The organism is Pedobacter sp. W3I1, assembly GCF_030816015.1.
Classification (GTDB): domain Bacteria; phylum Bacteroidota; class Bacteroidia; order Sphingobacteriales; family Sphingobacteriaceae; genus Pedobacter.
Genome location: NZ_JAUSXN010000001.1, coordinates 4153615 through 4178674, shown reverse-complemented (window position 1 = coordinate 4178674; position 25060 = coordinate 4153615). Strand labels below are relative to the sequence as shown.

The following is a 25060-nucleotide window of genomic DNA, read 5'->3' as shown; positions in this document are numbered from 1 at the left end:
TGGCTGGTTCGTGCAAGGCAAATGGAGAATGTCCTCCGCCTGGCAAATAAGCTGATCATGCCGCTATTTTTGGGTATGTAATTGCTAATCTACGTTGCATGAAGTGTGCGGTAGATGCGAACGTATTATCTTGTATAATAGGTCAATATCAAAGGGTTTTTCTATATAGCCGTCAAAGCCGTCTTTTGCGTATTTCTCCCTGATATTTACATTACAGCTTAAAGCAATTACCGGAAGATGGGGATATTTTGCTTTTATTTTTTGGCATATATCCACGCAGTCTTTGTTAGTGAGACGGATATCCAACAAAACTACATGAGGCCTGTTCTTATCAATCATATCAATGATGTCGTCATCACAATGTAGCATGGGGATGACCTTAAACCCTTCCATTTCAAGAGCTGTTTTAAGAACATCCAATATCGATTCGTCGGTGTCCTGCACCATTATAACTTCTTCCATACACTAATGCACCATTTTAGGGAGGCCTGATGCAGATATAAAAATAGAGATAATTAATAAAAAACAAGAAAAAACTACCGGTCAATATTTAATGAGTACGATTACTATTATGTTCAAGAGCTTTGTTCTCAAGACTGGAATAATTAGGCGTATAGAACAATAAATAAAGGTGCTTCCATTGATCCCGTTACTTTTCAGCAATAAGCCGACAGATACCGCCATGACAGCAATTGCCACAACAATAGAGATCAATATCAAACAATTGTTAAAGGAAACGGATGTTCCCGAGACCCCACAGCCAAATAGTTATTACTTAAATTAAACCTTCTGTGTCGACAGCGTGTGGATGCAAACATACCTATTGAAGAGGCTGCTGATCTGATCGCAGCAGGAAAGGTTTTACATTTTGGTCTGTCTGAAGCAAATATCACTGCCTTTTGTAAAGCTCATACCTAAGGTAGTTGCCGGGAAACATTCTATCAGTTTAGGTGTTTTACTTACATCCACTAACTTAAAATCTTAAAATGGGTATATTGAAAGATCAGCTATTCTGTGTAATGGGTGAGCGGGCAGATGACGGCTATGTAATCTATGATATCGAGCAAAATAAAATATTGTATCAAAATACAGCTTTTGAAGATATCCTGGGATCAACTGCAGATTTGATTAAAGCTGACCCTCGGCTCTTAATGAATTTCATTCATGCAGATGATAAAACCCATTTGAAAATGAAGTTGGCTAAATTAAGTCTCCAGGATTTTGTTAAGGTAGACTTTAGGGTAATCAACGAAGGTCAGGAACAGTTTTTCCGCACCTCAATAGCCATGGCAAAGTGGGCAGAAGGAAGGATAGCTTGCGTTATCGTTGAGGATTCTACGGTAGCCTATCACAATAAAATTCATATAGAGCAGATTAATGCGCGTAAAAATGTTACCCTGGAGGTACTCAGTCATGACATCAAGGAGCCCTTGGGTATGATAAAAATGATTGTCTCCTCGCTGGAGAAAGAGGTCACTCCAGGAGATATCAAGCTCGGGCAATCCTTACAGTTTATCAGGGAAATGTGCGAACGCAATCTGAAGCTGATCAGGAGCATGGTAAATCAGGAATTCCTCAAGTCGTCTGTTATTGAACTTCAAAAGAAACGAGCAGACCTTGTCTGGGAAATTCAGGATGTGATCAGGTTTTATAAACGTTCAAATCTTTCAGATTCAAGACAGTTTGACTTTAGCTCATCGCAGGATAAAATATATATCGCCATTGACAGTATGAAATTCATGCAGGTCATCAATAATCTGATTTCAAATGCGATTAAATTTACGAATTTTGGTGGACAGATAGCTGTGGAGCTTCTGGATAGAGGTGATTCGGTAAGGATATCTGTAAGTGATAATGGTATCGGTATTCCCGAGAGCATAAGATCTGGTATATTTTATGCGGATAAACAAGCTTTACGTGATGGATTGGATGGTCAGCCTTCCGGTGGACTTGGCCTGGGAATTGCGAAGAAAATAGTGGAACTCCACAACGGAACCATTTCGTTTGTAAGCGAAGTGGATGCAGGGACAACCTTTTTTATAGATCTTCCCAAAGAACTATCCTGATGATCCAGTATAAAAAATAAAGGAAAATAACAGTCTGAGCGTAGTCGAAGACTTCTTGAGGTTGATCAAACGCAAATAAATGCCTTTCGATTACGCTATCAATGACATATATTATATATATCTGATAATAAGTGTTTTATGTGTTTATCATTTAGGATCTATTACTTGTAAATTCAGTTCCAGCGCTAGCTTTTTTAGGTATTTTTCTTTTTGTTTGATCATTACCGCTTCGTAATTAGCTACGCCCTGATCAACAAACTCCTGCCCTTTAACCATCAACCTCCAGTACTGTACAGCGATTTTTCGGGCTACGGCCTTTATCGCAATCATTGGGCCCTTGCGTCCCTTAAGTCTTCGTCCAAAGGCCCCAAATGAAATCTTCTTGCTCTTTAGTAGGCTCTGGGCCAATAGCCTGAATATCTGGCCTGCGTTGGGACGTCCTTTTTTCTTAGGCCTTTTATTGGCTTTTCCCGAATGGTTCTGGCCAGGAGAAAGCCCGAGCCAGCTCGTGAAATGTTTTTCAGAAGGCCAACGCTCAAGGTCTGTTCCTGTTTCGCTGTAGATCTGCAGCCATGAATAATCGGTAATACCTGGCAGTACCGTTGCATCCCTGCCTCCGAACAGATCCAGCATGTGTCTGCCGAGTTCATCAATCTGTGGCTTATGGTGCCGTACCGGTTTGCGTGGCCCAGCTTCACGATGGTCTTTATCCTGATTGATCTTACACAGTATATCGTTAAGGGCAGCGTCACATTCTCTAATCTGCATCTGGTAAAACTGATAAGCCTGGTAGGCCTGCCTAAGGGCAAAAAGTCCGCGCTCAGTATAGAAGCCTTCAAGAGCGGCCAGAATCTCGGCTGACTTCTTTTTCAAGATACTCCCATGGCACAGTGAAAGCAGTCTGTGTGGATCACGTTCACCTTCTAATATAGCATGGATAATGGAAATGCCGCTAGCACCCTGTATCTGATCGAGCACTTCAGGCAAACGGATGTTCATTTCGATCATTGCTTTCTGCATATGGTTGATATGCATGGACGCACTGCGCAGATGGTCCTCGCGTAGACGCTGATAACCTCTTACTTCCTTCAGCTCGCCCTGGGCAACAAAGCATCGGTTCAGCAGACCATAGCTATGCAGCTGCTGGATCCACTGGCAGTCCTTAACATCGGTCTTGCGGCCGGGAACTTGGCGGGTCTGGCGCCCATCAACCAGCCATACATCAAATCCATGTTCTACAAGGATATCATATAAGATGACCCAATAGGAACCGGTGGCTTCCATGGCAATGGTCTGGGTACCCTTTTCTATCAGGTAGGACGCTGCTGCTCTAAAATCACCGGTAAAGGTGCCAAAAACCTTTACCTCAGAATAGCCGGGGCTGATGTAGATGTTCCTTGAACCGATATCGATCCCCGCGGAGTTGTTGTGGATAATTTCCATATCAATGACGATAAGTATATAAAACCTTATGCCCAACGGGATGAAAATACAAGGCAGGCTATCATGCGGGCAACCAATAATGGTGCTCCAAACTCCAATACCATCTCCGAAGGAACCATACTACCATGCAGGCAAAAAGCACTATACCGACAAACAGCCAAACTGCATAAGGCTTAATAAAGTTACGAATCTGTCATCAACCCTCCATTGTATTTGAAAAATTCTAACCTCTACCATTGACAGATTCCTATAGAAAGGTCGTCATTGCGAGGAGGAACGACGAAGCAATCTTTCCTGCTAGTAATCCTGCTATAAAGATTGTTTCCCCGAAATCGGGGCAGGCTGTCGGCTGAAAAGCCTTCTCGCAATGACGATAATCTGAGGATATTTATCTCCTTAAAATCTCATGTCATTTATATTGATTTTTATTAAATTATCCCTCAAGATGACATCTTTTTTCGATTTATCCTTTAACTTAAAGGCGATTTTGTGATTCCTAATGTTATTTAAATAGCCAAATATCCTAACAGACATCCCTATTTGCAGTTTCCCTATTAAGCAGTTCCTGTCGTTTGTCCTTAATATTTCTAATTGTTGATTGTCCTCCTCAACATCAATCTGGAAATTCTTTCCATTAAAAACGCGGCGGGCAGGAATATTATGTTAGCTTTATACAATACCAATTCAATATGTCTTCAACTAATCTATCTACCATTGCATCGGACAACTGATAAAACCGATTCAGAAGAACTGATCATCGCAAACAGGGAAATAGCTTTTCAGAACGAAGAGAAAGAGAACCGTGCAGCGGAACTTGCTATAGCCAACAAGGAGCTTGCCTTTCAACACGAGGAAAAAGAGAAAAGAGCCAGCGAACTCGTCATTGCAAATCAGGAACTGATTTACCAGAACCGGGAGAAGGAGGAACGTGCTGCGGAACTTGCAATAGCCAACAAGGAACTTGCCTTTCAGAACGAGGAAAAGGAGAAAAGAGCCAGTGAGCTCGTCATTGCAAACCAGGAACTGATTTACCAGAACCGGGAAAAGGAGGAGCGTGCAGCGGAGCTTGTTATCGCTAACAAAGAGCTGGCCTTCCAGAACGAGGAAAAAGAGAAAAGGGCCAAAGAACTTCTTACTGCCAACAGGGAACTACAAGAAGCGCAGGAAGATATCCGCATGCTGAATGAAGAACTGGAGCAGAAAGTTATTGAGCGTACTGCACAACTCGTGGAAGCGAACAAAGAACTGGAATCATTTTCTTATTCCGTTTCGCATGATCTTAGAGCACCCATCAGGGCGATCAATGGATATACAAAAATAATTGATGAAGATTATGGAGACCGATTCGATTTAGAGGGCAAACTTGTCCTGCAATCCATAATTGATAATTCAAAAAAAATGGGACGGTTGATTGATGACCTCCTTGCTTTTTCCAAACTCGGTAGAAAAGAGGTTGCATTTGCACAGCTTGACATGAATGACCTGCTGGAAACGGTACTTCGGGAACTCGTCCCGGTGGAGAACGAAAGTATGCCCAAATTTAATATCAGTCTATTACCTGAAGCCAAAGGGGATAAGTCACTGATTAAACAGGTGTGGATTAATTTAATCTCCAATGCCATTAAGTACTCTGGGCAAAAGAAAAACACAACTATCCAGATCGGGGCTACTTCAGAAAACAACATGGTTACTTATTATGTAAAAGATGAGGGTGCAGGCTTTGATATGCAGTACTACGACAAGCTTTTTGGTGTATTCCAGCGCCTGCACGCCCAGGAGGAATTCGAAGGTACGGGCATCGGTCTAGCGATAGTACAAAAAATAATATCCCGGCATAATGGAGCCACATGGGCCGAATCAATACTGAACGAAGGCAGCTGCTTCTATTTTAGCCTGCAAAAAGCCTCTTATATTTAAAACAATGAACTACGATAATATTGAAATACTATTTGTGGAAGACAGCAAGGACGATGCGAACCTAACCATACGCGCACTTAAGAAAAGTGGATTTACAAATAAGCTTCACCATTTAACGAATGGAGCGGAGGCGCTGGATTTCTTCTACTGTAAAGGGATTTACAGCAGCAGGAATCAGAACGATCTACCCAAATTAATCCTGTTAGATGTTAAAATGCCCAAAGTGTCAGGAATACAGGTTTTGGAAAAAATCAAGTCAGATCCGCACCTTAGGTCTATTCCCGTAGTTATGCTTACCTCCTCAAACGAAGGTCCGGATATAGAGAAATGCTTCGCGTTGGGTGCGAACAGTTATATTGTAAAACCCGTTGATAGTGACAATTTTTTTAACGCCATACGAGAGATTGGACTCTATTGGATGGTATTGAACAAGCTTCCAGGTTAATAAAAATGGCTGCCCCCTTAAAAATACTTATTGTTGAGGACAACAAAAGTGATGCTGACCTGATCTGCCGGGAAATCAAAAGATCCGGTATCTCATTCCATGTGGAAATTATACATACCAGACCAGCCTTCGAACACGCACTGCTGGTTTTTAACCCGGATCTGATTCTCTCCGACTTCTCTCTTCCTGCTTTTGATGCTGTCACGGCGTTCAGGATTAAACAGCGTGAATACGCCGATATCCCATTTATTATCATATCGGGTGTCATCGGCGAAGAAAATGCAGTCGAGCTCATTAAAGAGGGCGTAACTGATTACGTATCAAAGGAGAAGCTCTTTACCCTTCCGGTAAAGATAAAGCGTGCTTTACAAGATTCGCTTGAGCGAAAGGATAAACTGCTCACCTCCGAAAAATTACGGATCCAAACGCAGGAGTTGCTCATATCAAACGGGTTGCTGATCGCCGAACGCGAGAAGGTAGAATCGGTAAATCTTAAACTTTTCCAGCTGAACAGAGATCTTGAACTGCGTGTGGAAAAGCGTACCAAAGCGCTTGCCGAAAGTGAGCACCAGTTTAGGAGCATGATGGAAACGATTCCGCAGATCGCCTGGACAAATTCTCCCGAAGGAAAGGTGATTTACTTCAACAGCCGCTGGTCTGATTATACAGGTTTGTCTGAAAAAAGCAAAGGCGCGCTGAGGGTTAACAATCTCATTCACAAGGCAGATCTGAAAGTTAGTTTGGGCCTTTATAACCTAATTCTTGAAGGGAATGCGGGTGGAGAATTTCAGAGCCGAATCCTTCGCTCTGACGGGGAGTACAGATGGCACCTGGTAAGACTGATGCCGATCCTTAACGAAACAGAAAAAATTGTGATGTGGATAGGTACAGCTACAGATATTCATGAGCTAAGGCTTCTCCAGCAACAAAAAGACGATTTTATCAGCATTGCAAGTCATGAACTCAAAACGCCGATTACCGCTCTTAAATTATCCCTCCAGATTTTGGATAAGATCAAAAACGAACCTTCTTCACCACGCTTTCCTATGCTGATCGCACAGGCAAATAAAGGGCTGGAGAAGGTAAACGCACTGATCGAGGATCTTTTGAATACCGGGATGGCAAAGGACGGGCAGCTTCAAATCAACCAAAAAAGGTGTAGCCTCGCTGAATGTATCGATGACTCCTGTAACAATCTGATAAATGACCTGGTTTATTCAGTCGATGTACAGGGTGATACTACTATTGAAGTTTACGCCGACACCGTCAGGATAAGCCAGGTGGTGACTAATTTTATAAACAACGCTATAAAATATGCTTCAAAGTCCAGCAAAATAAAAATTCTAATCGAAAGACAATCTGATGTAGTTAGGTTATCGGTAATCGACAAGGGGCCAGGTATCAGACCTGAAAACCTCAGTTATTTGTTTGACAGATATTATAAGGTCGACAGTACTGGCGGTACCCATTCAGGACTTGGACTTGGGCTTTACATCTGCGAAGAAATCATCAAAAAACATGGTGGTCAGATCGGCGTGGACAGTGAACCTGGCGTAGGTACGGCGTTCTGGTTTACTTTGCCGGTTTTTGAAAATAAGCAAGAATTTACAGACAGTTTGCCGGATCGGGCATCGGTACATGCCCAGGCAATGCTTACGCCCAATGACTTGCAATTACGATCAAAGGGATGAACAAAATCATCAACAAGCCTTATGGCATTTATGAAGGTGACGGGTGTTTTAGAATCCATCACCTTTTGTTTTAAATAGTTTTTTTACCTGATTTATCCATTTACTAAAGGCATTACTTTTTTGCCTATCAATTGTATGGCACTGATCAGTTGTTGATGTGATAATCCGGCGTTATCCATCTGAAAGGTAAACCTGTCGATCCCACCCAGCGCCTCACTATGCCTGATCAATTTTTGGGCAACCTCTTCAGGACCGCCCACAACAAGTACTCCTTCATCACTAATGGCCTGGTTAAACCCGGCTCTCGTAACAGGTGGCCAGCCACGTTGTTTTCCGGCTTCGGTCCAAAGCTTGGCATAGCCAGGATAATATTCCTCAATTGCCAGTGATGTGTTTGCCGCAACATAACCGGGAGAATGTAGTCCCACCTTCAACTGTTCTGGTTTAAAGCCAGCATCTGCACCTGCCTTACGGTAGAGGTCTACCAATGGACGAAAACGTGCGGTCTCGCCCCCGATAACGGCAACCATTAATGGAAGCCCCAGGGTGCCAGCCCTGACAAATGATTCAGGCGTTCCGCCGACGCCTAACCAGATCGGGATGTTTTGCTGTAGGGCCCTTGGATAAATGGGTTGGTTGTTCAATGCGGGCCTGAACCGACCAGACCATGTTACAAATTCCTGGTCTCTGATTTTTAAAAGGAGATCTAGTTTCTCCCTGAACAAGGCATCATAGTCCTCCAGGTTGAAGCCGAAAAGGGGATAGGCATCAATGGCTGATCCTCTTCCAACCACTAATTCTGCCCTTCCTTTTGAGATGAGATCTAACGTAGCAAATGCCTGGTAAACGCGTACCGGATCCGACGTACTCAGCACTGTTACTGCACTGGAAAGGCGGATCCGTTTGGTCATTGCTGCAGCGGCTGCCAGGATTACTGCCGGGGCTGAGTCCAGAAATTCTTTTTTATGGTGTTCTCCAATGCCAAAAATATCCAGTCCTGCCTGATCGGCTACATTAATTCTCTCCAGCAACTGTTCCATTGCATCAACGCTGCTGAGCGCGTTGCTTCCGTACATTGCAGAGGCAAAACTATCAATTCCTATTTCCATGATGTTTGTTTCTTTTTATATTGATTTGACCATTTATGAATTCATACCAGATACCTCAGCTGATAAATAGTGCAACTGCGTAATTTCATTTTTGGAAATACTGCCGCTCTTTTTTCGTCATCGAAGCGATTGCCAGATGATAAGAATCTTTTACCATCAGTAGTATCTTCCCATCTGGCATATCTGTATCAAATTTTATACTGATCCATGATTTATGACTCAGGTTAATGGGTTTTTCAATCGCGGCATATCTTTCCTTTAGCTGCTCAATCCTTTCCGCTGCGCATCTGATCGTAATGCGGTCAAACGAGTCAATATCGAAAAGGCAGAACATTTTCTTACCGGCGTAAAATACCAGAATTGCTTTCGAATTTTTGAAGAAAGCATTAAAGGGCATCCCTTCCACAGACTGCTCAAATGACAAACAAAACTCACGAAATTGCTCAATGTTCATCCTAATCTATTCTCTATTCATGCCCGCGGGCATCATCTTCCAGGTCATGTATTTCGGCCTTGGTCAAAGAGGCTACCACCAGCTCATATGATTTTTTTAATAATGTTTTGATGAGTTTATCTGGCACATCTTTGTTAAAATGGACACTGATCCAATGTTTTTTATTCATATGGTAACCAGGGGTGATACCCTGGTATTTATCCTGGAGTATTTTTGACTCCTCAGGGTCACATTTTAAAGTGCAAAAATCAAACTCGTCTACATTGAAAAAACAGAACCATTTTTCTTTCACATAAAAAGCCAACAGGTTCCTGTCATATTCAGCACTTGCCTTTGTAAAAGCCATTTTATCGGTAACGCCCTCAAATGAAAGACAATATTCCCTTAAGGTTTCTGCATTCATATCATTTTAATTTTTAATTCCTAAATGCTAATCCGTTTTCCCCTTCATCGTATAATAACGGCCAAATGGTCGCCATTAATATGGGCTTATGCCCAGATACGGCATTAAGTTAAGGCTGCTCTTTTGATGTAAACCAACGATCTAATTTATGATCATTAATGGAATCAATTATTCCCGCTCTGCCATTATTTTAGATCATTAGGTATACTATGGTCTGGAATTTTCTCTTATACAATATTTTTTGCTTCATCGAATTTCTTATCCATCGGTCGGATAAAAGACCAGGTGGAATGAATTACCCGCCACTGTAAATCTACTTCTTTTTGATAAACTTCGATGCAGTTATATTCCATGTCTATGAGTGTGGTTTTTGCGAATACCTGAAAGGTAAGCACGGCCATGTCATGGCCCATTTGCACACGGGGACTACGAAAGTCAAAGCTGTCGGCAAACAGTTTGCCTTTAATCGTTTCCAGAAACCTGGTAATGGTAGAATGGTCGTCTACACGTTCGGTAACAACGGCGTCAAAATAAGTGAAGCTACGCTTGGACCACAGTTGTTCGTATCCAGAAGTGTCACCATTGAACCATTTGTCAAGTGCTGATTTTTCAAGGCCGATGATATGTTCAGCAAGCTTGCGTTCCTCTTCTGTATAATGTTGCTCGTAAGCAGGTTTTTCTGTTGTCATGGTCATTCTGTTTATCTACCTAATCAGTTTTACGAAAACGGATAATCTGTATATCCTTTTTCACCTCCACCATACATCGTCGCTGGGTCTGGCTGGTTCAGTGCTACATTTTGCTTAAATCTTTCAGGAAGGTCAGGGTTGGCAACAAAGGATGATCCATAGGAGATCATTTTGGCAATTCCCTTTTCCAGCTCTGCTTCGCCGGTTTCTCTATTATAGCCGGCATTTGCGATAACCAAATGATTACTTAATGTACCAAAGGTCTCAATCACGTTCTTAGGGTAGTGAGGATGGTTGTCAAGCGGAAACATCCCATTCATCAGATGGACATAGGCCAGCGGCAAGTCATTTAATGCTTCGATTAAAGGACTGAATTGTGCCACAGGGTCGCTGTTCTCAATATTGTTATAATAGATGGTTGGCGATAGTTTGATTCCCACCTTATCGCTGCCAGATGCACGGACCAGTTCCTGCATCACTTCGATTACAAAACGGTTCCTGTTTTCCACACTTCCACCATATTCATCATGGCGTTTGTTTGCACTTTCTGATAGAAACTGATTAGGCAGGTATCCGAATGCAGCGTGTAATTCTACGCCATCAAAACCGGCTTCCAGTGCATTAGTGGCCGCCTGTCCATACTCTTTTACAATCTCTTTAATCTCCTGGTTAGATAACTCGTACGGCGTTTCATAATCTTTCATCCCCTGGGAGGTAAAATGCTGCTGACCTTGTATACCGATTGCAGATGGTGCAATAGGAAGGTTCCCGTTTTTATCCACTGAATGTCCGACACGGCCGGTATGCCAAAGCTGAGCATAGATAATACCACCATGATCATGAACAGATTGGGTTACTTTCTTCCATGCTTCAATCTGCTCCTGGTTATATATCCCAGGTGTGTATGGACTACCGATTGCCTGTTCAGATATATTGATGGCTTCTGTAATGATCAGCCCTGCACCCACGCGTTGGGTATAATATAATACGGTTAGATCCTGTACAACACCTTCGCTATTTGCACGGCTCCGGGTCATCGGCGCCATTGCAATGGCATTTTTTAGGCTTTGCTGCCCTAAGACTACTTTTTCTAATAATTTCATGTTTTCTACTCGATTTTACTTAACGGTGCTAACACCAATGATTTATTTTAATATTTGATAATGTCCCTGCCTTAAATTAATCCACGATCCTGGCAGTAATGTTTTACGCTTTCTTCAACAGTTGGCAGTTCTCTGGAAAGTTCTTTTTGTCGTTGGGTGGTATTTCCCAGGTACCCGGTCAATGCCATTAAGTTAAGTGCCATTGTTGTTAGTCTGAGCTTGTCGAAGACCTTTTAAGTAATCGAAAAACAAAAAAAACTTTTGTCCTTCGACAGGCTCAGGATGACAATGTTTTTGTTTTCTCCTTAACTTAATGACATTGGGTATCCGGTAGCACCGGCCACCAGGACTTCCTTTTGATTGATTTTTTTTAAAATTATCAGCTACTTAATCAATCAAAAGGATGACCTTACCGTTTATGCCTCCCGCTGTTAAGAAATCCTGTGCATCAGCAGCTTCTGCAAGCTTAAATGTTTTAGAAACGATGGGTCTGAACTTTCCGGCCTTTAACAGTTCGATACCCTGTGCCAAGGTTTGAGCGGAAATGGTTGAAGCTACAAAACTTGCTTTCACCTGGTATTGGCCGGCAAGTTCCTGTGACGGTGGTACAACAATGCTCAGTAATGTTCCGCCTGGCTTTAATGCCTGAAAAAGCTTTGCCTGTGCTTCGCCACCCGCAGTATCTGCTACCAGATCCACATCCTTAACCACTTCCGTCACCTCCTGAAGTTTGTAATCGATCACCTCGTCTGCCCCAAGGCTTTGTGCCAACTCCACACCTTTTCCAGATGCGGTTGCAATCACATAAGCCCCGGCTGCTTTAGCCATCTGTACCATGGCACCACCGGCTGCACCGGCTCCGCCCTGAATCAATACGCTTTGCCCCTTTTTCAATTTCCCGGCTATAAATAGTACCGACTGTGCAGTGCCTATGTTTACTCCAATTGATGCGGCCTCCGCAAATGATAGTCCTTCAGGCTTTAGCAGTACAAAATTTTCATCTGCTTTCACATACTCCGCATAGCCATTTGCCTTAGCCAGCACGATGACTTCATCACCCACTTTAAATTTTGTTACATCCTTGCCAACGGCGGTTACTAATCCTGCTGCTTCACCACCAGGAATAAATGGCATTTCCACAGGGCGGATAGTCTTCATAAAGCCCATTCTGATCTTAATGTCTATTGGGTTTACAGCTGCTGCCTTAACCTGTACCAACACCTCATTTCCATTTTGGATTAATGGTGCCGGAACTTCAACCTGTTCAAGAACAGCTGAACTTCCGTAATCTCTGTATTGTATTGCTTTCATTATTTTGAATTATAATATGAATTAATCAGTATAGCCCTCAACACCGCTTGAGTAAAAGGTGCTGAAATCAACTTTATTTAATTTTATGTGTTTTTGGTGCGGCTAACAAAGTCCGGATTGGCGAGAAAGCCCCTTAACTGAATGAAAATCTTCGATCCGTTCTCATGAACAGGTGCAGTTACCTTTTTTCATGCGCATACTGTTCATCGTTGTATATTCCGGGAATACGCGGATAACCCAGGCCCTCGGGACTTGGTGAGGTGCCTTCGGTTACGATCATGCCACCTCCCGAACGCTGTGCATAGTATATGGCCATCAATTTATTCGGAAGGTTACCTATAATAGCCCTGCACCTGGTTATAGGTGCCATAACCAGGTGGTTTTTTAGCTTTAAGGAACCTTTCTTAAAAGGGATAAATAACTTTTTCATTTTTGCTATACTAACTATACAAACAAAAGTATAGGCTATTAACTGGGTAAAATAACCCTAAAAGGCGGAAGAATAGTCTTATCCGACGAGAAGTGAATTGAAATCGGATTGGTAACCGGCTAAGCTGTGTAAGAGAATTTTTTTGGTGTAATGCCATACTGCTTTTCAAACAGTCTGCTGAAATGGCTAAGGTTTGAAAATCCCAGTTCATAGCCAACCTGGGAAACTGAATGTCTGGCTTGCTTTAAAAGAAAAGCAGCCTCCTCCATTCTTGCCCTTTGGTAATAATTATAGATAGTATCTCCAAAAGTCTGCTTAAAGAGCTGCTTGAGTTTAGTCTCGCTCATCGAGGCAATATTAGCTAACTCACCGATAACCGGTGGAGTGCTGAGATCACTTAAGATTTCATTACGAATGAGCAAAAGTCTTTCTGCATCGCTGCTGTTGATGTTCTTAAATGTAGTGGCTTCCCTAAGCGACAGTTTGCTAAAAAGCAGGTACATTAATTCCTGTACCTTGATCTGTACATAAAAACCGTTTAAGATATTGTTCATGTCAACAGACACAATGTTTTTCAGCAGTAGTTGCATTTCGGGATCCAGGTTCTCGAAAAAGAGAAAGGAGGCTTCCTCTGCCATAATGGTCTGCAGTATATTATTGGGGCTTTGTATGGACAGGATAGCCCTGAGTCTGCTGGCTGTAATTCCAACAACCACATACTGGATGTTGCTGCCTGCTGGAAAGCGGATTTCTGTGCGCAGGTCATTGGTTGACAGGAGTATAGAGGAATCATTTTTTTGTGCAAAAGGTATGTTTTCCTCGTTATTATATTTTACCTCAAGGTCTTCCTTATTGTTATAAAAGAAAAGAGTACGCACATCATTGGCCTCGTTAGCAGGATTCCTCTTAATAATGAGATCTTCCTTCAGGATGTACCGATGAATGGTTAATTTAAAATCGTTTCCAAATCCGACCTTGCGCACATATCCTTCTCCCAATGCCTTGGGGATTTCCAGTAAACCGCCCCTAACGGGCACATTAATCTGTGCTGCAAACAATGTAATAAAGTCAAAACCTGGAGCGGCCGTAAATTCAAAAATCATAGTTAGAATAACCAATTATAGATTCGAGCTAGGGTAAAGCTATTAAAAATACATTGCTTTGTCTTAATATTTTAGTTTTTTGATTTCGATTAACCTCCATATAATGCGCAGATCAATCAGTTATTCACGACCGTATTGATAAATAATGCCGGTATTCAAAACTTGGTTGATATTTCAGATAAGAGTTTGATGTTTTAAACAAACTGGAGTGGTGATCTGTTGCTTGAAAACTTAAGATGAATAAGGGTGATGGGTGCTTGAAAATGGGGATGGCCATAAAGCCATGACCCCATTTATCTGAATTTATGCTGTTTCAGATACCTATCTGTTTGAGATGTTATGATGCAACAATATCACCTGTCTTTTGAAGATCTGCCATATTGATAATCGTTGGGCCTTGATCGATGCTCAGGTACTCAACTCTACTGCCCTGGAACGCCCAGTTTGCCAGATCTATCACCCGGATTGTGCGGTCTCCTTCGGTATGGAAATAAAATTTGGTTTCCACAAGGTCGCTTGCAACCGTCCACTCGGTATATTCTGCGGGGTTTTTACTTGTAGGATCAATGATAGTGCCCAATGGGATATCAAATGCATCAAGAATATGGAATGCCTGAAGTATGGCATCCTGATTGGTGTCTACCGGTGAGGAAAACTGCGAGTAGGCCACCGCGCGGATAAAACGTGATGGAGGAGTGTAATCTCCCGGAAGGCCGAGAAAACCAGATCCCTGTCCGGCGGGAAAGATCGAAACTGTTTTGGCCGGGTCGACAGCACTTTTAAGTTCCCATGATACGATGTCTGTCGCGCTGAGGTTTACATAGTTACTCAGGTTGGTCAGGTGCCAGTTGTAATCAGGTGAATTGGTGAGCACACCTACCGGGTTTTCAAGAACACTCAGGTTTCCCCCAACATATTCGATCACCAGCACATTGCCAAGCCGATCATGTACATTATAATGAAGGGGGAGAGCAGCACCCGTGCCGCTGGGGTTACTCGAGTTTATCTGGATCTGTGTTACCGCACTTTTTACTTCATCTACCGTGGTACAGGTCGATAATAGATAGGTAGGAAGATCGACAGAACACATGGAGTTAGCCGAATCTTCCGGAGCAACCTGCTGATAGCCTGCATAATTTACAAAGTAAAACGCGCCAACACACAGTCCTTCCGAATTGATTCCATCAATGATCCGCTCCAGTCCGAGCCCGTTCAGGCCGGTAATGGTATACAGTGAAGACCATGTTTTTCCAGGCAATCCCTGTACCCCGGTCCCGGTAAATTGAACCTGTTTTGGGATGACCAGTGCCTGTGACTGAAGTGGTGTTGCAAATTCCATTGTGCGGCCATAGATGGGCGCGCCGCTAGTTGTTCTAAGTTGAATTCCTGTGCACATAATTTTTATATATTTTTTAATACAAATACTGAATGTTTTATAATACGTTCAGGTAATGTAAAATACAATGTTTTTTGATAGAGAGCCATGTTTCTTTAATACAGAGAAGCATATTTCGGTATCATGCATACTTGAAAAGATTTAGCCTGTTCGCTTTTGGACATAGGTTATTACCCCCTTGCCCACATTAAGGTATGCTTATGGATTATTCATTGATATTCATTGGATCAATATCTATGTGATTCTTTTTATTCATTGTATGTTTCCCTTTGTATGTAGCTTTATTATTGCTGCCTCATTCTGCAATTCATTCGTTTCGGCTTTAAAAATTAAAGTAAGTTAATATAGTGTTTACATAGGGCGAGTAGCTTTGCCACCATTCTAAGGGACCAGGAATATAAACTAAAACGGTTTAATACCGATTACTAATTTTTAATTAACATGAAAAAACCTTTACTGCTTAAGCGGAAGTTTTTGCTATGCGCGTCATTGGCCAGTATTTTATCCGGTGCAACCTCAGTACCTGCAAATGCTGTGATTTATTGGGGTAATGCAATCCATTCCATAAAAAAGCAAGGCACAGGAACCATCAGTGGTAGGGTCGTTGATGAAAAGGGCGACCCGCTTCCAGGTGCGAGCATACTGATCAGGGAATTAAACAAAATTGTGCAGAGCAAACCCGATGGTAGCTTTAGCGTAAATGTTCCTGACGGAACCTACAATATTCAGGTAAGTTTCATTTCTTACACGGCTGTAAACCTGAATAAAGTTGTGGTGAAAAGCAACGAAACAATCACGCTGAATGTAACCCTTAAAGGGGAGACTGGAAGTTTAAACGAGGTGCTTGTTGTGGGATATGGTACACAGAAGAGGGAAAATGCAACCGGCGCTGTTGACCAGATTACGGCTAAGAGCATTGAGAACAGACCGATTACCAACCTTACACAGGGGCTTCAGGGACTTCTTCCTAATCTAAATCTGAAAATGATGGATGGTAAGCCCACACAGTCACCAAGCTACAATATCAGGGGTACAACTTCCATTGGCCAGGGTGGTAACGCGCTGATCCTGATCGATGGTTTTGAGGGAGACCCGAGTTTGCTTAACCCTAACGATGTTGAAAGTGTCTCTATTTTAAAGGATGCTGCCTCTGCGGCTATTTATGGTGCAAGAGGTGTTTTTGGGGTTGTGCTGATCACGACTAAAAAAGCTGAAAAAGGACGCACAAGTATTTCATATTCATCCAACTATGCTATTAAAAGCCCGCTACAGGTTCCAGATTATGTAACTGATGGTTACACCTGGGCAAAAATGTTTGCCGAAGCTTTTGTAAATGGCGATGGTGCTTTTCCACAGAATGCAAATAAAACCCAAAAATTCTCACAGGCATATTTGGATGAATTTAAGAAAAGAGTAGAATCTGGTCAGCCTTACAATCAGATTGAAGTTAACCCCACTACAGGAGAATACACTTATTATGGTAGCACCGATTATTATGCCGAATTGTATAAAAAGAATACTGCTGCCTTTGAAAATAACCTGTCGGTAAGTGGCGGTGGTGATAGAGCTTCATTTTTGGTTTCAGGTCGTTTCTTAAATCAGGGCGGTTTGTTTAGATACAACAGCGATGATTATGACATGAAAAATATCCGGGCAAGAGGTTCTGTTCAGGTTTTTCCCTGGCTGAGTATCGAAAACAATGCCGATTACTCTGTAATGAATTATCACAATCCAATTAACGTTGGTGAGGGTGGCGGTATATGGCGTAACATTGCCGATGAAGGAAAACCAACAATGCCTTTATTTAATCCAGATGGATCATTAACTTTTGCATCTGCCTATACCGTAGGTGATTTTATCTATGGCAAGAATGGGATTGACACCCGACGCCAGGTTTTTAGGAACATTACAGGCTTAAGGAGCAATTTTTTAAACAATAAATTAAGGGTTAATGCTGATTTTACCTTTCGTAATACCAATAACGATATCGACCAAAAAAGAGTGCAGGTGCCTTATAGCAATGTACGCGGGGTAACGGCCTACGTGGGTACAACCACTAACGATCTGTTGTTCGATAAGCGTGAAACCAATTACCTTGCCACTAATATTTATGCCGAGTTCGAAAACCGTTTCGGGGCTGATCATTATTTAAAAGTAATGGCAGGTTACAACTATGAGCAATCTACTTATAACCGTGTTGCCATTCAACGTAATGGGATTATTTTTGAAGATGCCACAGACCTCAACCTTGCTTTGGGTCAGTCAATTAATACGGAGGGGGGATACGAACAGTGGGCAATTTTGGGTGGTTTTTCCAGATTAAATTACGCTTTTAAAGATCGTTACCTGGTAGAGGTTAATGCACGCTATGATGGATCTTCGAAATTCCCTTCAAATCAGCGTTATGGATTTTTTCCATCAGTTTCAGCAGGATGGCGGATTAATAAAGAGCCTTTCTGGAAAGTATCCGATAAGTTTATTTCTGATTTAAAATTAAGGGCTTCTTATGGATCCCTTGGAAATGGTAATATTGCTTCTTATGCATTTCAGGAAATCTTCAATATCAGCCAATCTAATGTTATTCTGAATGGTGTAAAACCACAAACAACCAAAATTCCGGCAGTACTGCCAGATGGCTTAACCTGGGAAACCTCTACAACGACCAACTTCGGTTTGGATCTGACCATGCTTTCAGGACGTTTGACTTTTACAGGTGATGCTTATGTCCGTAAAACTACTGATATGTTTACTTTTGGCCTTACCCCACCTGCAGTGTTTGGTGCAGATGTTCCAAAAGGCAACTATGCAGATTTAACAACCAGGGGCTGGGAAGTTTCGGTAGGCTGGAATGATCGGATCGGAAGATCAGACAAGCCCTTTAGATATAATGTGAGGCTAACCCTTTCTGATAACAAGACTAAAATCGATAAATACAATAATCCGGATAAGTTACTGAGTGATTACTACGAAGGACAGACTTTGGGAGAAATTTGGGGCTATGAAACCGAAGGTTTCTTTATTGATGATGCGGATATAGCAGCTCACGCGAAACAGGATCCACAAATGAGGGCGTCTCCATCGGGCAAATGGTTCGCTGGCGATATCAAGCTTAAAGACCTGAATGGAGATGGTTTTATCAACGTAGGTGAGAACAAGGTAGGTAAATCTGGAGATAGAAAAATCATCGGAAACTCGGCGCCGCGATATCTTTATGGCATTAATCTGGGGGCAGATTGGCATAATATCTCATTTTCTGTGTTCTTTCAAGGGGTAGGCAAACAACAATGGTACCCAAGCACAGAAACTGAAATGTTCTGGGGGCAGTATAACAGGCCATATAACAATATACCAACTTTTCATTTGGGCAATATGTGGACACCACAGCATACTGATGCCTATTTCCCAAGAACAATGTCGAGGGCTGCATCAAGCAATACCAATCGTACACTTGGTGTGGCACAAACGAAGTACCTGCAAAATGTGGCTTATCTAAGGATGAAAAATCTTCAGGTGGGATATAACCTGCCAACCAAATGGATAAACAAGATCGGTGCACGCAGTGCGAAGGTGTTTTTCTCAGGCGAAAACCTATTTACTTATTCGCCGATGTACAAGATTGTAAAACATACCATCGATGTAGAAAACGCAGTGCCTTCTGATCAGGACCTGAATCCAAACAGTAAAAATGGTGATGGTTACAACTATCCTTTGATGAAGTCTTACTCTTTTGGATTAAACATTGGTTTTTAGGCGATTGATTACTAAATAATAGAAATGATGAAAAAACAATATATCTGGATTCTTTTGGCCTGCCTGGCTTTGGCGGCCTGCAAAAAGTTAGATCAGCAACCAGAATCTACAGCCTCTAAAAAAGCAGTTTTCGGGACAGAGAACGGGCTTAAATTATATACCAATTCCTTTTATGGTATGGATTTTCTTCCCAAAAATTCTACCAGCCAGGATGCCATGTCCGATTATCTTGCGGTGAAGTCTGTGCCTGACTTTATCCGGGAAGGTGGTTTTGCCGCCAATAATAGCTCTGGCTGGACCTGGAGGGATTTAAGGAACATTAATTATTTTATAGAAAACTGTAATGATCCAGCTGTATCGCCAACTGTTCGCAATAACTATCTGGGGATAGCACGTTATTTCCGTGCTTATTTTTATATGGAAAAAGTAAAGCGTTTTGGCGATGTGCCCTGGATTAACAAGCCCTTAGATATTGACGATCCGGCATTAAATGCAGGCAGAAATAAAAGAGAGCTGGTGATGGATTCAGTACTGGCCGACATCAATTTTGCCTGTGCAAACATTCTGGCTACCAATGATGCCAGTCGCACCACGATTACTAAATGGGTAGCTTATGCCTACAAATCCCGGATCTGCCTTTTTGAAGGTACATACAGGAAATACCATACCGAGCTAAGTTTGGATGCAACTGCAAACAAATGGCTGGAAGATGCTGCCTCAGCTGCCGATGAGATTATTAAAAAGGGTGGTTATTCACTCAATACGGCCGGAGGTGCTGGGGCATCTTACCGCCAGGTATTTACCAGCAATACGCCATTAACAAATGAAGTACTCCAGGCTGCTGTTGCAGATGTTAACCTTGGCGTATTGAATGAAGCCAATTGGTGGTGGACTAGTGGTACCTACGGTGCAAAAGCAAGTTTTACCCGTACCTTTATTAATACCTTTCTAAAACTGGATGGCACACCATATACCAATGATCCGGCATATCGTACAATGCTGTTTAAGGATGAGGTGAAAAATCGTGATTTAAGATTAAAACAAACCATCCGTTTAGGCGATTATAAAAGAATAAGTAGTGGACAACAGATACCTGCACCACCAGTTTTCTCTTATACCTTTACAGGTTATCAGCCGATTAAATACACCCTTGATGATACTTACTTTGATGCTGGAGCCTTAAATACCAATGCAATTGCATTATTTCGCTATGCAGAAGTGTTGCTCAATTACGCAGAGGCAAAAGCTGAGTTAGGCACGCTAACAGACGCTGAATGGGCTTTGACTATTGGTGTGCTACGATCGAGAGCCGGAATTACCGGAGGTTTAAGTATCAAACCAACCTTTGCCGACCCTTATTTAACGGCCAATTATTTTCCAGGGATTACTGATGCCACCTTACTGGAAATCAGGAGAGAACGTGGCATAGAGTTAAGCCTGGAAGGACTACGTTATGCTGATTTAATGAGGTGGAAAAGAGGCCCTTTGATGGAACAGGAATGGAACGGTTTCTACGTACCTGCTTTAAATACCCCTATGGATTTAAATGAAGATGGTATTCTGGATGTTGCGTTTTATCAGGGTACACGCCCAACACCTGGAGTAGCTAGCGTAACTTATGTTGATGTTTCTGCAACTATTGGTGCTGCTGCCAATTCGCAATTGTTAAAGAACGGCAGTTCAGGCGAACTCACCTGGATGAAAGAAATTCCACGGAAATGGAATGAGCGAAATTATTATTATCCAATTCCGTTAAGCGATCTTCAACGAAACCCTAACCTGAAACAAAACCCAGGATGGGAATAATGACTGATTTTACAGATAAATAAAGATGAAAATAAAATTATTATTAGCTGCAACCTTGTTATCCTTTACCACATTGATGGTGAAAGCGCAGCAGATTACCGTTGGTACCTTTAATATCCGTTACGATAATCCTGCCGATTCAGGTAACTTATGGGTAAATAGGGCACCTGTTGTTTCTAGCCTTATCCGCTTTCATAATTTCGATGTACTTGGAATTCAGGAAGGTTTAAAGAACCAGTTGGATGATATTTCTAACGCCCTTCCAGAATACGCCCGATATGGCAAGGGAAGAGATGATGGTAAGGATGGAGGCGAGCATTCTGCTATTTTTTATCGTAAAGACCGTTTTAACTTACTTAAAAGTGGTGATTTTTGGCTATCTGAAACTCCTGATCAACCTGGGAAAGGATGGGACGCCACCTGCTGCAATAGAATTTGCTCATGGGTGTTCCTTGAAGATGTACAAACCAAAAAGAAGTTTTACACCTTTAACGTGCATTATGATCACCAGGGGGGTATTGCCCGCAAAGAAAGCAGTAAACTGATATTAAAAAAGATTGCTGAAATTGCCGGCGCTGCACCAGCATTGTTAACCGGCGATTTAAATGGCGGGAGAGACAGCGAATGGTATCAAAGCATCGCGACTTCAGGTGTTTTATCAGATGTATATTCAAAAGTTAAGTTTCCCTATGCTAATAATTCATCCTCAAATGGGTTCCGTACTCCACGTGGGCAAAGTGTAATTGATCATATTTTTATGAGCAAGCAATTTACAGCAACCAGGTGGGGCATTTTGACTGATACTTATTTTGGTAAGTTTCCTTCAGATCATTTTCCGGTATTGGCAGAAGTTGAACTGAAATAGTAAAAACTTACTTGCCGTTGCATTGCGGTATACGAGTTAAAAGGAGGTTGTGTCATAATATAGTTTGTCATCCTGAGCTTGTCGAAGGACCTGTTAAATACGCTTTAAGGTGTTTCGACAAGCTCAACATGACAGCATCTGAGGTAAAACGCCTTTATGATACAAGCTCCTTTTTTTGTATGATCTTCTAGCCAAAATTTAACCGCTTTCCTTTATCTTTGCGCGAATTTAATATTCCCAATCGTGATTAATGTAAATAACATCTCCGTTTCATTTGGCGGAACCACCCTTTTTAGTGATGTAACCTTTTCGATAAACGAGAATGATAAAATCGCCCTGATGGGTAAAAATGGTGCAGGCAAGTCGACCATTCTAAAAATCATTGCCGATGTAGCTAAACCTACTTCTGGTAGCGTAACAGGTCCGAAAGAAGCTGTAATTGCGTATTTGCCGCAGCATTTACTCACGCACGATAATGTTACTGTTTTTGAGGAAACCATGAAAGCTTTTGCAGAGGTGAACCAGATGCAAAAAGAGCTTGACGAGCTGAATGAGCAACTTACTATCCGTACCGATTATGAAAGTGATGATTATATGAAGCTTATTGAGCGGGTATCGGAATTGAGTGAGCAGTTTTATTCGATTGAAGAAACCAATTATGATGCAGAGGTAGAGAAAGTGTTAAAAGGCTTGGGTTTCGAACGTAAAGACTTTACCCGTCAAACTTCAGAGTTTTCAGGTGGATGGCGCATGCGTATTGAATTAGCCAAAATTTTATTAAAAAAACCTGATCTTATCTTACTGGATGAGCCTACCAACCACATGGATATCGAAAGTATTCAATGGCTGGAAGATTTCCTGATCAATTCGGCAAAGGCCGTGATGGTAATCTCACACGATCGTACTTTTGTTGATAACATTACCAATCGCACCATTGAGGTAACCATGGGTAGGATTTATGATTATAAGGCCAAATACACCCATTACCTCCAACTGCGTGCCGAGCGCCGTGTACACCAATTGAAAGCATACGAAGAACAGCAACGTTTTATTGCAGATAACCAGGAATTTATCGATCGTTTTAGGGGAACCTATTCTAAAACCTTACAGGTACAATCGCGTGTAAAAATGCTCGAGAAACTCGAAGTAATTGAGATCGATGAAGTGGATACTTCAGCATTGCGGTTAAAATTTCCACCGTCGCCACGTTCAGGTCAGTATCCGGTAATGGTAGAAGAGCTTACCAAAACTTATGGCGATCATGTTGTTTTTGAAAAAGCATCTATAGTGATCGAACGGGGGGAAAAAGTAGCTTTTGTTGGTAAAAACGGCGAAGGTAAATCGACTATGATTAAAGCCATTATGGGTGAGATTGATTTTGAAGGTGGTTTAAAAGTAGGGCACAATGCTAAGATTGGCTATTTTGCGCAAAATCAGGCCGCATTGCTGGATGAAAACCTAACGGTATTCGAAACCATTGATCAAATTCCGTTAAGCGACGGCTCAATAAAAATAAAAGACCTTTTAGGCGCCTTTATGTTCAGTGGCGATGATACCACTAAAAAGGTTAAAGTACTTTCTGGTGGCGAGAAAACCCGTTTAGCCATGATTAAACTGTTGTTAGAACCTGTAAATGTATTGATCCTGGATGAGCCTACCAACCATTTGGACATGAAAACCAAAGACATTATTAAAGATGCATTGAAAGATTTTGATGGTACTTTGATTTTGGTATCGCATGACCGGGATTTCTTGGATGGATTGGCACAAAAAGTATTTGAATTTGGTAATAAACGTGTTCGCGAACACTTTGAAGATATAAAAGGATTTTTAGCCTATAAAAAAATGAATAGTCTGAAGGAAATTGAGCAAAGCTAAATAGGGTTTCAACACTGATTTTGAAGAGCCTATATCATAAGAAAGATCGTCATTGCGAGGAGGAACGACGAAGCAATCTTTCCTGCTAGTGATCCTGCTATAAAGATTGCTTCGTCGGCTGAAAAAAGCCTTCTCGCAATGACGTATCCCGAGGATGACAACCTGAGGGTTTTACAAACCTATCCTGATCTGAAAAAAGAGGACTGGATGATCGGAATAGAAGGAGGGGACTACATTTACAGTTTTGAGGGCAATTTTATTTTTATCACAGATGATATCTGGAGTTTTAATTTAGTCGCAACTCAGCCGGTATTGAAATTGTTGGCAGGAAGAATCAGAGCACTCAAACAATCAGGGCTTTGAAAAAGATAGAAGGATGAAGAAATTGACTAAGGGAAAAGAATCATTTAAGGATCTTTTCCCTTTTTATTGTAAGCTAAGGAACAAGCGCAACAATTTCTTCCTCAGTGGCTCCTACATGACTAACATCTGTTTGAGTGGCCGCAAAATGATCGATGGTTAAATTTGGTGCTTTGCCCATTACCAGCGTATGGCGATTGGTATTCCCTTTTAGTTTTAATGTACTATTATCGAGAATTTCAGTATATAAGCCCTCACTACTGGTGTTAATTTCAGCAAAGGCACTTCCCTTAAGAATGATCTGGAGAAATTTAGTGCTGAGCTTTGCTTGTGTTTTCACCACAGCATTTTGATCAGCCTCAATGCGGTAAATCTCGTTTACATAAACAATAAGTTTACATGTTTCTTTACTGAGCCCGGTAATGCGGAGCACTTCTCCCTGCTGGGTAACTTTCGTACTTCCTGCGTTATCATCTGCATAAGCTATTCCAACCGTTGGTCGCTGCACCAACATCAACTCCACATTTCCCTTTATCACAATTTTTCTAAAGTTTTGAATCTTATTATACATTGTTTCTGTTTTTTCTGTTGCCTTTAAGCTTGTTGGAAGGATAGCCATTAAGATAATTACGGCAGATGCCATGGCGATTAGTGTTTTAATTGAAGTTTTCATTGTCTTTTTTATTTAAATGTTAAATTCGTTAGGTTATAGTGGTGTGCTAATGAGAATCAGTTTGCACCAATATTATTCAGTTTCGTGGTTAACCAAGCTGGTGCCAAAAAGCAAATGTTCCCTTAATCGCTTTGTAATTGGTTATTTTTGTTTATTGTTGGTTGTGGC

Annotated in this window: 22 protein-coding genes; 9 read left to right on the top strand and 13 right to left on the bottom strand. The window is 41.7% G+C overall.

The window, feature by feature from the left end; translation table 11 throughout:
• Positions 1 to 84 precede the first annotated feature (84 nt).
• Positions 85 to 462: a response regulator gene (locus tag QF042_RS17080; RefSeq protein ID WP_307530554.1), complete on the bottom strand. Its 378-nt coding sequence runs from the start codon at positions 460 to 462 to the stop codon at positions 85 to 87.
• A gap of 524 nt (positions 463 to 986) precedes the next feature.
• Between QF042_RS17080 and QF042_RS17075 the strand changes: the two genes are divergently transcribed.
• Entirely contained in the window at positions 987 to 2066 is a 1080-nt protein-coding gene (locus tag QF042_RS17075) for a PAS domain-containing sensor histidine kinase (RefSeq protein WP_307530552.1), read from the top strand.
• 147 nt (positions 2067 to 2213) lie between these two features.
• Here QF042_RS17075 and QF042_RS17070 read toward each other — a convergent pair whose 3' ends face one another.
• Positions 2214 to 3509, bottom strand: coding sequence for an IS110 family transposase (locus tag QF042_RS17070; protein ID WP_307526004.1), 1296 nt, complete (start codon positions 3507 to 3509; stop codon positions 2214 to 2216).
• A 591-nt stretch (positions 3510 to 4100) separates the two neighbouring features.
• Between QF042_RS17070 and QF042_RS17065 the strand changes: the two genes are divergently transcribed.
• From QF042_RS17065 to QF042_RS17055, 3 genes are read left to right on the top strand one after another with little or no spacing between them, the layout of a single operon-like run.
• Complete coding sequence (locus QF042_RS17065; RefSeq protein ID WP_307530550.1) at positions 4101 to 5426, top strand: ATP-binding protein; 1326 nt, start codon at positions 4101 to 4103, stop codon at positions 5424 to 5426.
• 4 nt (positions 5427 to 5430) lie between these two features.
• The gene (locus tag QF042_RS17060; RefSeq protein ID WP_307530548.1) at positions 5431 to 5871 is read left to right on the top strand and encodes a response regulator; all 441 of its coding nucleotides are present in this window, start codon (positions 5431 to 5433) and stop codon (positions 5869 to 5871) included.
• A 5-nt stretch (positions 5872 to 5876) separates the two neighbouring features.
• Positions 5877 to 7562, top strand: coding sequence for an ATP-binding protein (locus QF042_RS17055; protein WP_307530546.1), 1686 nt, complete (start codon positions 5877 to 5879; stop codon positions 7560 to 7562).
• A gap of 92 nt (positions 7563 to 7654) precedes the next feature.
• Here QF042_RS17055 and QF042_RS17050 read toward each other — a convergent pair whose 3' ends face one another.
• The 10 genes from QF042_RS17050 to QF042_RS17005 all read right to left on the bottom strand — a co-directional run bounded on the left by QF042_RS17050 (position 7655) and on the right by QF042_RS17005 (position 15560).
• Positions 7655 to 8671 (bottom strand): Atu2307/SP_0267 family LLM class monooxygenase, encoded by a 1017-nt coding sequence (locus QF042_RS17050; protein ID WP_307530543.1) that lies wholly within the window; start codon positions 8669 to 8671, stop codon positions 7655 to 7657.
• 85 nt (positions 8672 to 8756) lie between these two features.
• On the bottom strand, positions 8757 to 9125 hold the full coding sequence (locus QF042_RS17045; protein ID WP_307530542.1) for an MmcQ/YjbR family DNA-binding protein: 369 nt from the start codon (positions 9123 to 9125) through the stop codon (positions 8757 to 8759).
• Between the two features lie 13 nt (positions 9126 to 9138).
• Entirely contained in the window at positions 9139 to 9528 is a 390-nt protein-coding gene (locus QF042_RS17040) for an MmcQ/YjbR family DNA-binding protein (protein ID WP_307530540.1), read from the bottom strand.
• A 227-nt stretch (positions 9529 to 9755) separates the two neighbouring features.
• A complete protein-coding gene (locus QF042_RS17035; protein WP_307530537.1) occupies positions 9756 to 10217 on the bottom strand; it encodes a hypothetical protein in 462 nt (153 codons plus the stop codon).
• 29 nt (positions 10218 to 10246) lie between these two features.
• Positions 10247 to 11320, bottom strand: a complete 1074-nt coding sequence (locus tag QF042_RS17030; protein ID WP_307530535.1) for an alkene reductase — start codon at positions 11318 to 11320, stop codon at positions 10247 to 10249.
• Between the two features lie 71 nt (positions 11321 to 11391).
• Entirely contained in the window at positions 11392 to 11523 is a 132-nt protein-coding gene (locus tag QF042_RS17025; RefSeq protein WP_307530533.1) for a hypothetical protein, read from the bottom strand.
• 184 nt (positions 11524 to 11707) lie between these two features.
• On the bottom strand, positions 11708 to 12631 hold the full coding sequence (locus tag QF042_RS17020; protein ID WP_307530531.1) for an NADP-dependent oxidoreductase: 924 nt from the start codon (positions 12629 to 12631) through the stop codon (positions 11708 to 11710).
• Positions 12632 to 12809: 178 nt separating this feature from the next.
• Positions 12810 to 13061 carry a hypothetical protein gene (locus QF042_RS17015; RefSeq protein ID WP_307530529.1) on the bottom strand — a complete coding sequence of 84 codons (252 nt, stop codon included), beginning with the start codon at positions 13059 to 13061 and terminating at the stop codon, positions 12810 to 12812.
• Between the two features lie 119 nt (positions 13062 to 13180).
• Entirely contained in the window at positions 13181 to 14164 is a 984-nt protein-coding gene (locus QF042_RS17010; RefSeq protein WP_307530527.1) for a helix-turn-helix transcriptional regulator, read from the bottom strand.
• A gap of 337 nt (positions 14165 to 14501) precedes the next feature.
• On the bottom strand, positions 14502 to 15560 hold the full coding sequence (locus tag QF042_RS17005; protein ID WP_307530525.1) for a choloylglycine hydrolase family protein: 1059 nt from the start codon (positions 15558 to 15560) through the stop codon (positions 14502 to 14504).
• 441 nt (positions 15561 to 16001) lie between these two features.
• On the opposite strand from QF042_RS17005, the gene QF042_RS17000 reads away from it, so the two are divergent.
• The 5 genes from QF042_RS17000 (at position 16002) to QF042_RS16980 (ending at position 24222) form a co-directional block, all read left to right on the top strand.
• Positions 16002 to 19310: a TonB-dependent receptor gene (locus QF042_RS17000; protein ID WP_307530523.1), complete on the top strand. Its 3309-nt coding sequence runs from the start codon at positions 16002 to 16004 to the stop codon at positions 19308 to 19310.
• 24 nt (positions 19311 to 19334) lie between these two features.
• On the top strand, positions 19335 to 21116 hold the full coding sequence (locus tag QF042_RS16995) for a RagB/SusD family nutrient uptake outer membrane protein (RefSeq protein WP_307530521.1): 1782 nt from the start codon (positions 19335 to 19337) through the stop codon (positions 21114 to 21116).
• A gap of 25 nt (positions 21117 to 21141) precedes the next feature.
• The gene (locus QF042_RS16990; RefSeq protein ID WP_307530519.1) at positions 21142 to 21981 is read left to right on the top strand and encodes an endonuclease/exonuclease/phosphatase family protein; all 840 of its coding nucleotides are present in this window, start codon (positions 21142 to 21144) and stop codon (positions 21979 to 21981) included.
• Positions 21982 to 22224: 243 nt separating this feature from the next.
• Positions 22225 to 23859 (top strand): ABC-F family ATP-binding cassette domain-containing protein, encoded by a 1635-nt coding sequence (locus tag QF042_RS16985; RefSeq protein WP_307530517.1) that lies wholly within the window; start codon positions 22225 to 22227, stop codon positions 23857 to 23859.
• Positions 23860 to 23997: 138 nt separating this feature from the next.
• Positions 23998 to 24222, top strand: a complete 225-nt coding sequence (locus QF042_RS16980; RefSeq protein ID WP_307530515.1) for a hypothetical protein — start codon at positions 23998 to 24000, stop codon at positions 24220 to 24222.
• A 73-nt stretch (positions 24223 to 24295) separates the two neighbouring features.
• Here QF042_RS16980 and QF042_RS16975 read toward each other — a convergent pair whose 3' ends face one another.
• A complete protein-coding gene (locus tag QF042_RS16975) occupies positions 24296 to 24892 on the bottom strand; it encodes a GIN domain-containing protein (RefSeq protein ID WP_307530513.1) in 597 nt (198 codons plus the stop codon).
• Positions 24893 to 25060 lie beyond the last annotated feature (168 nt).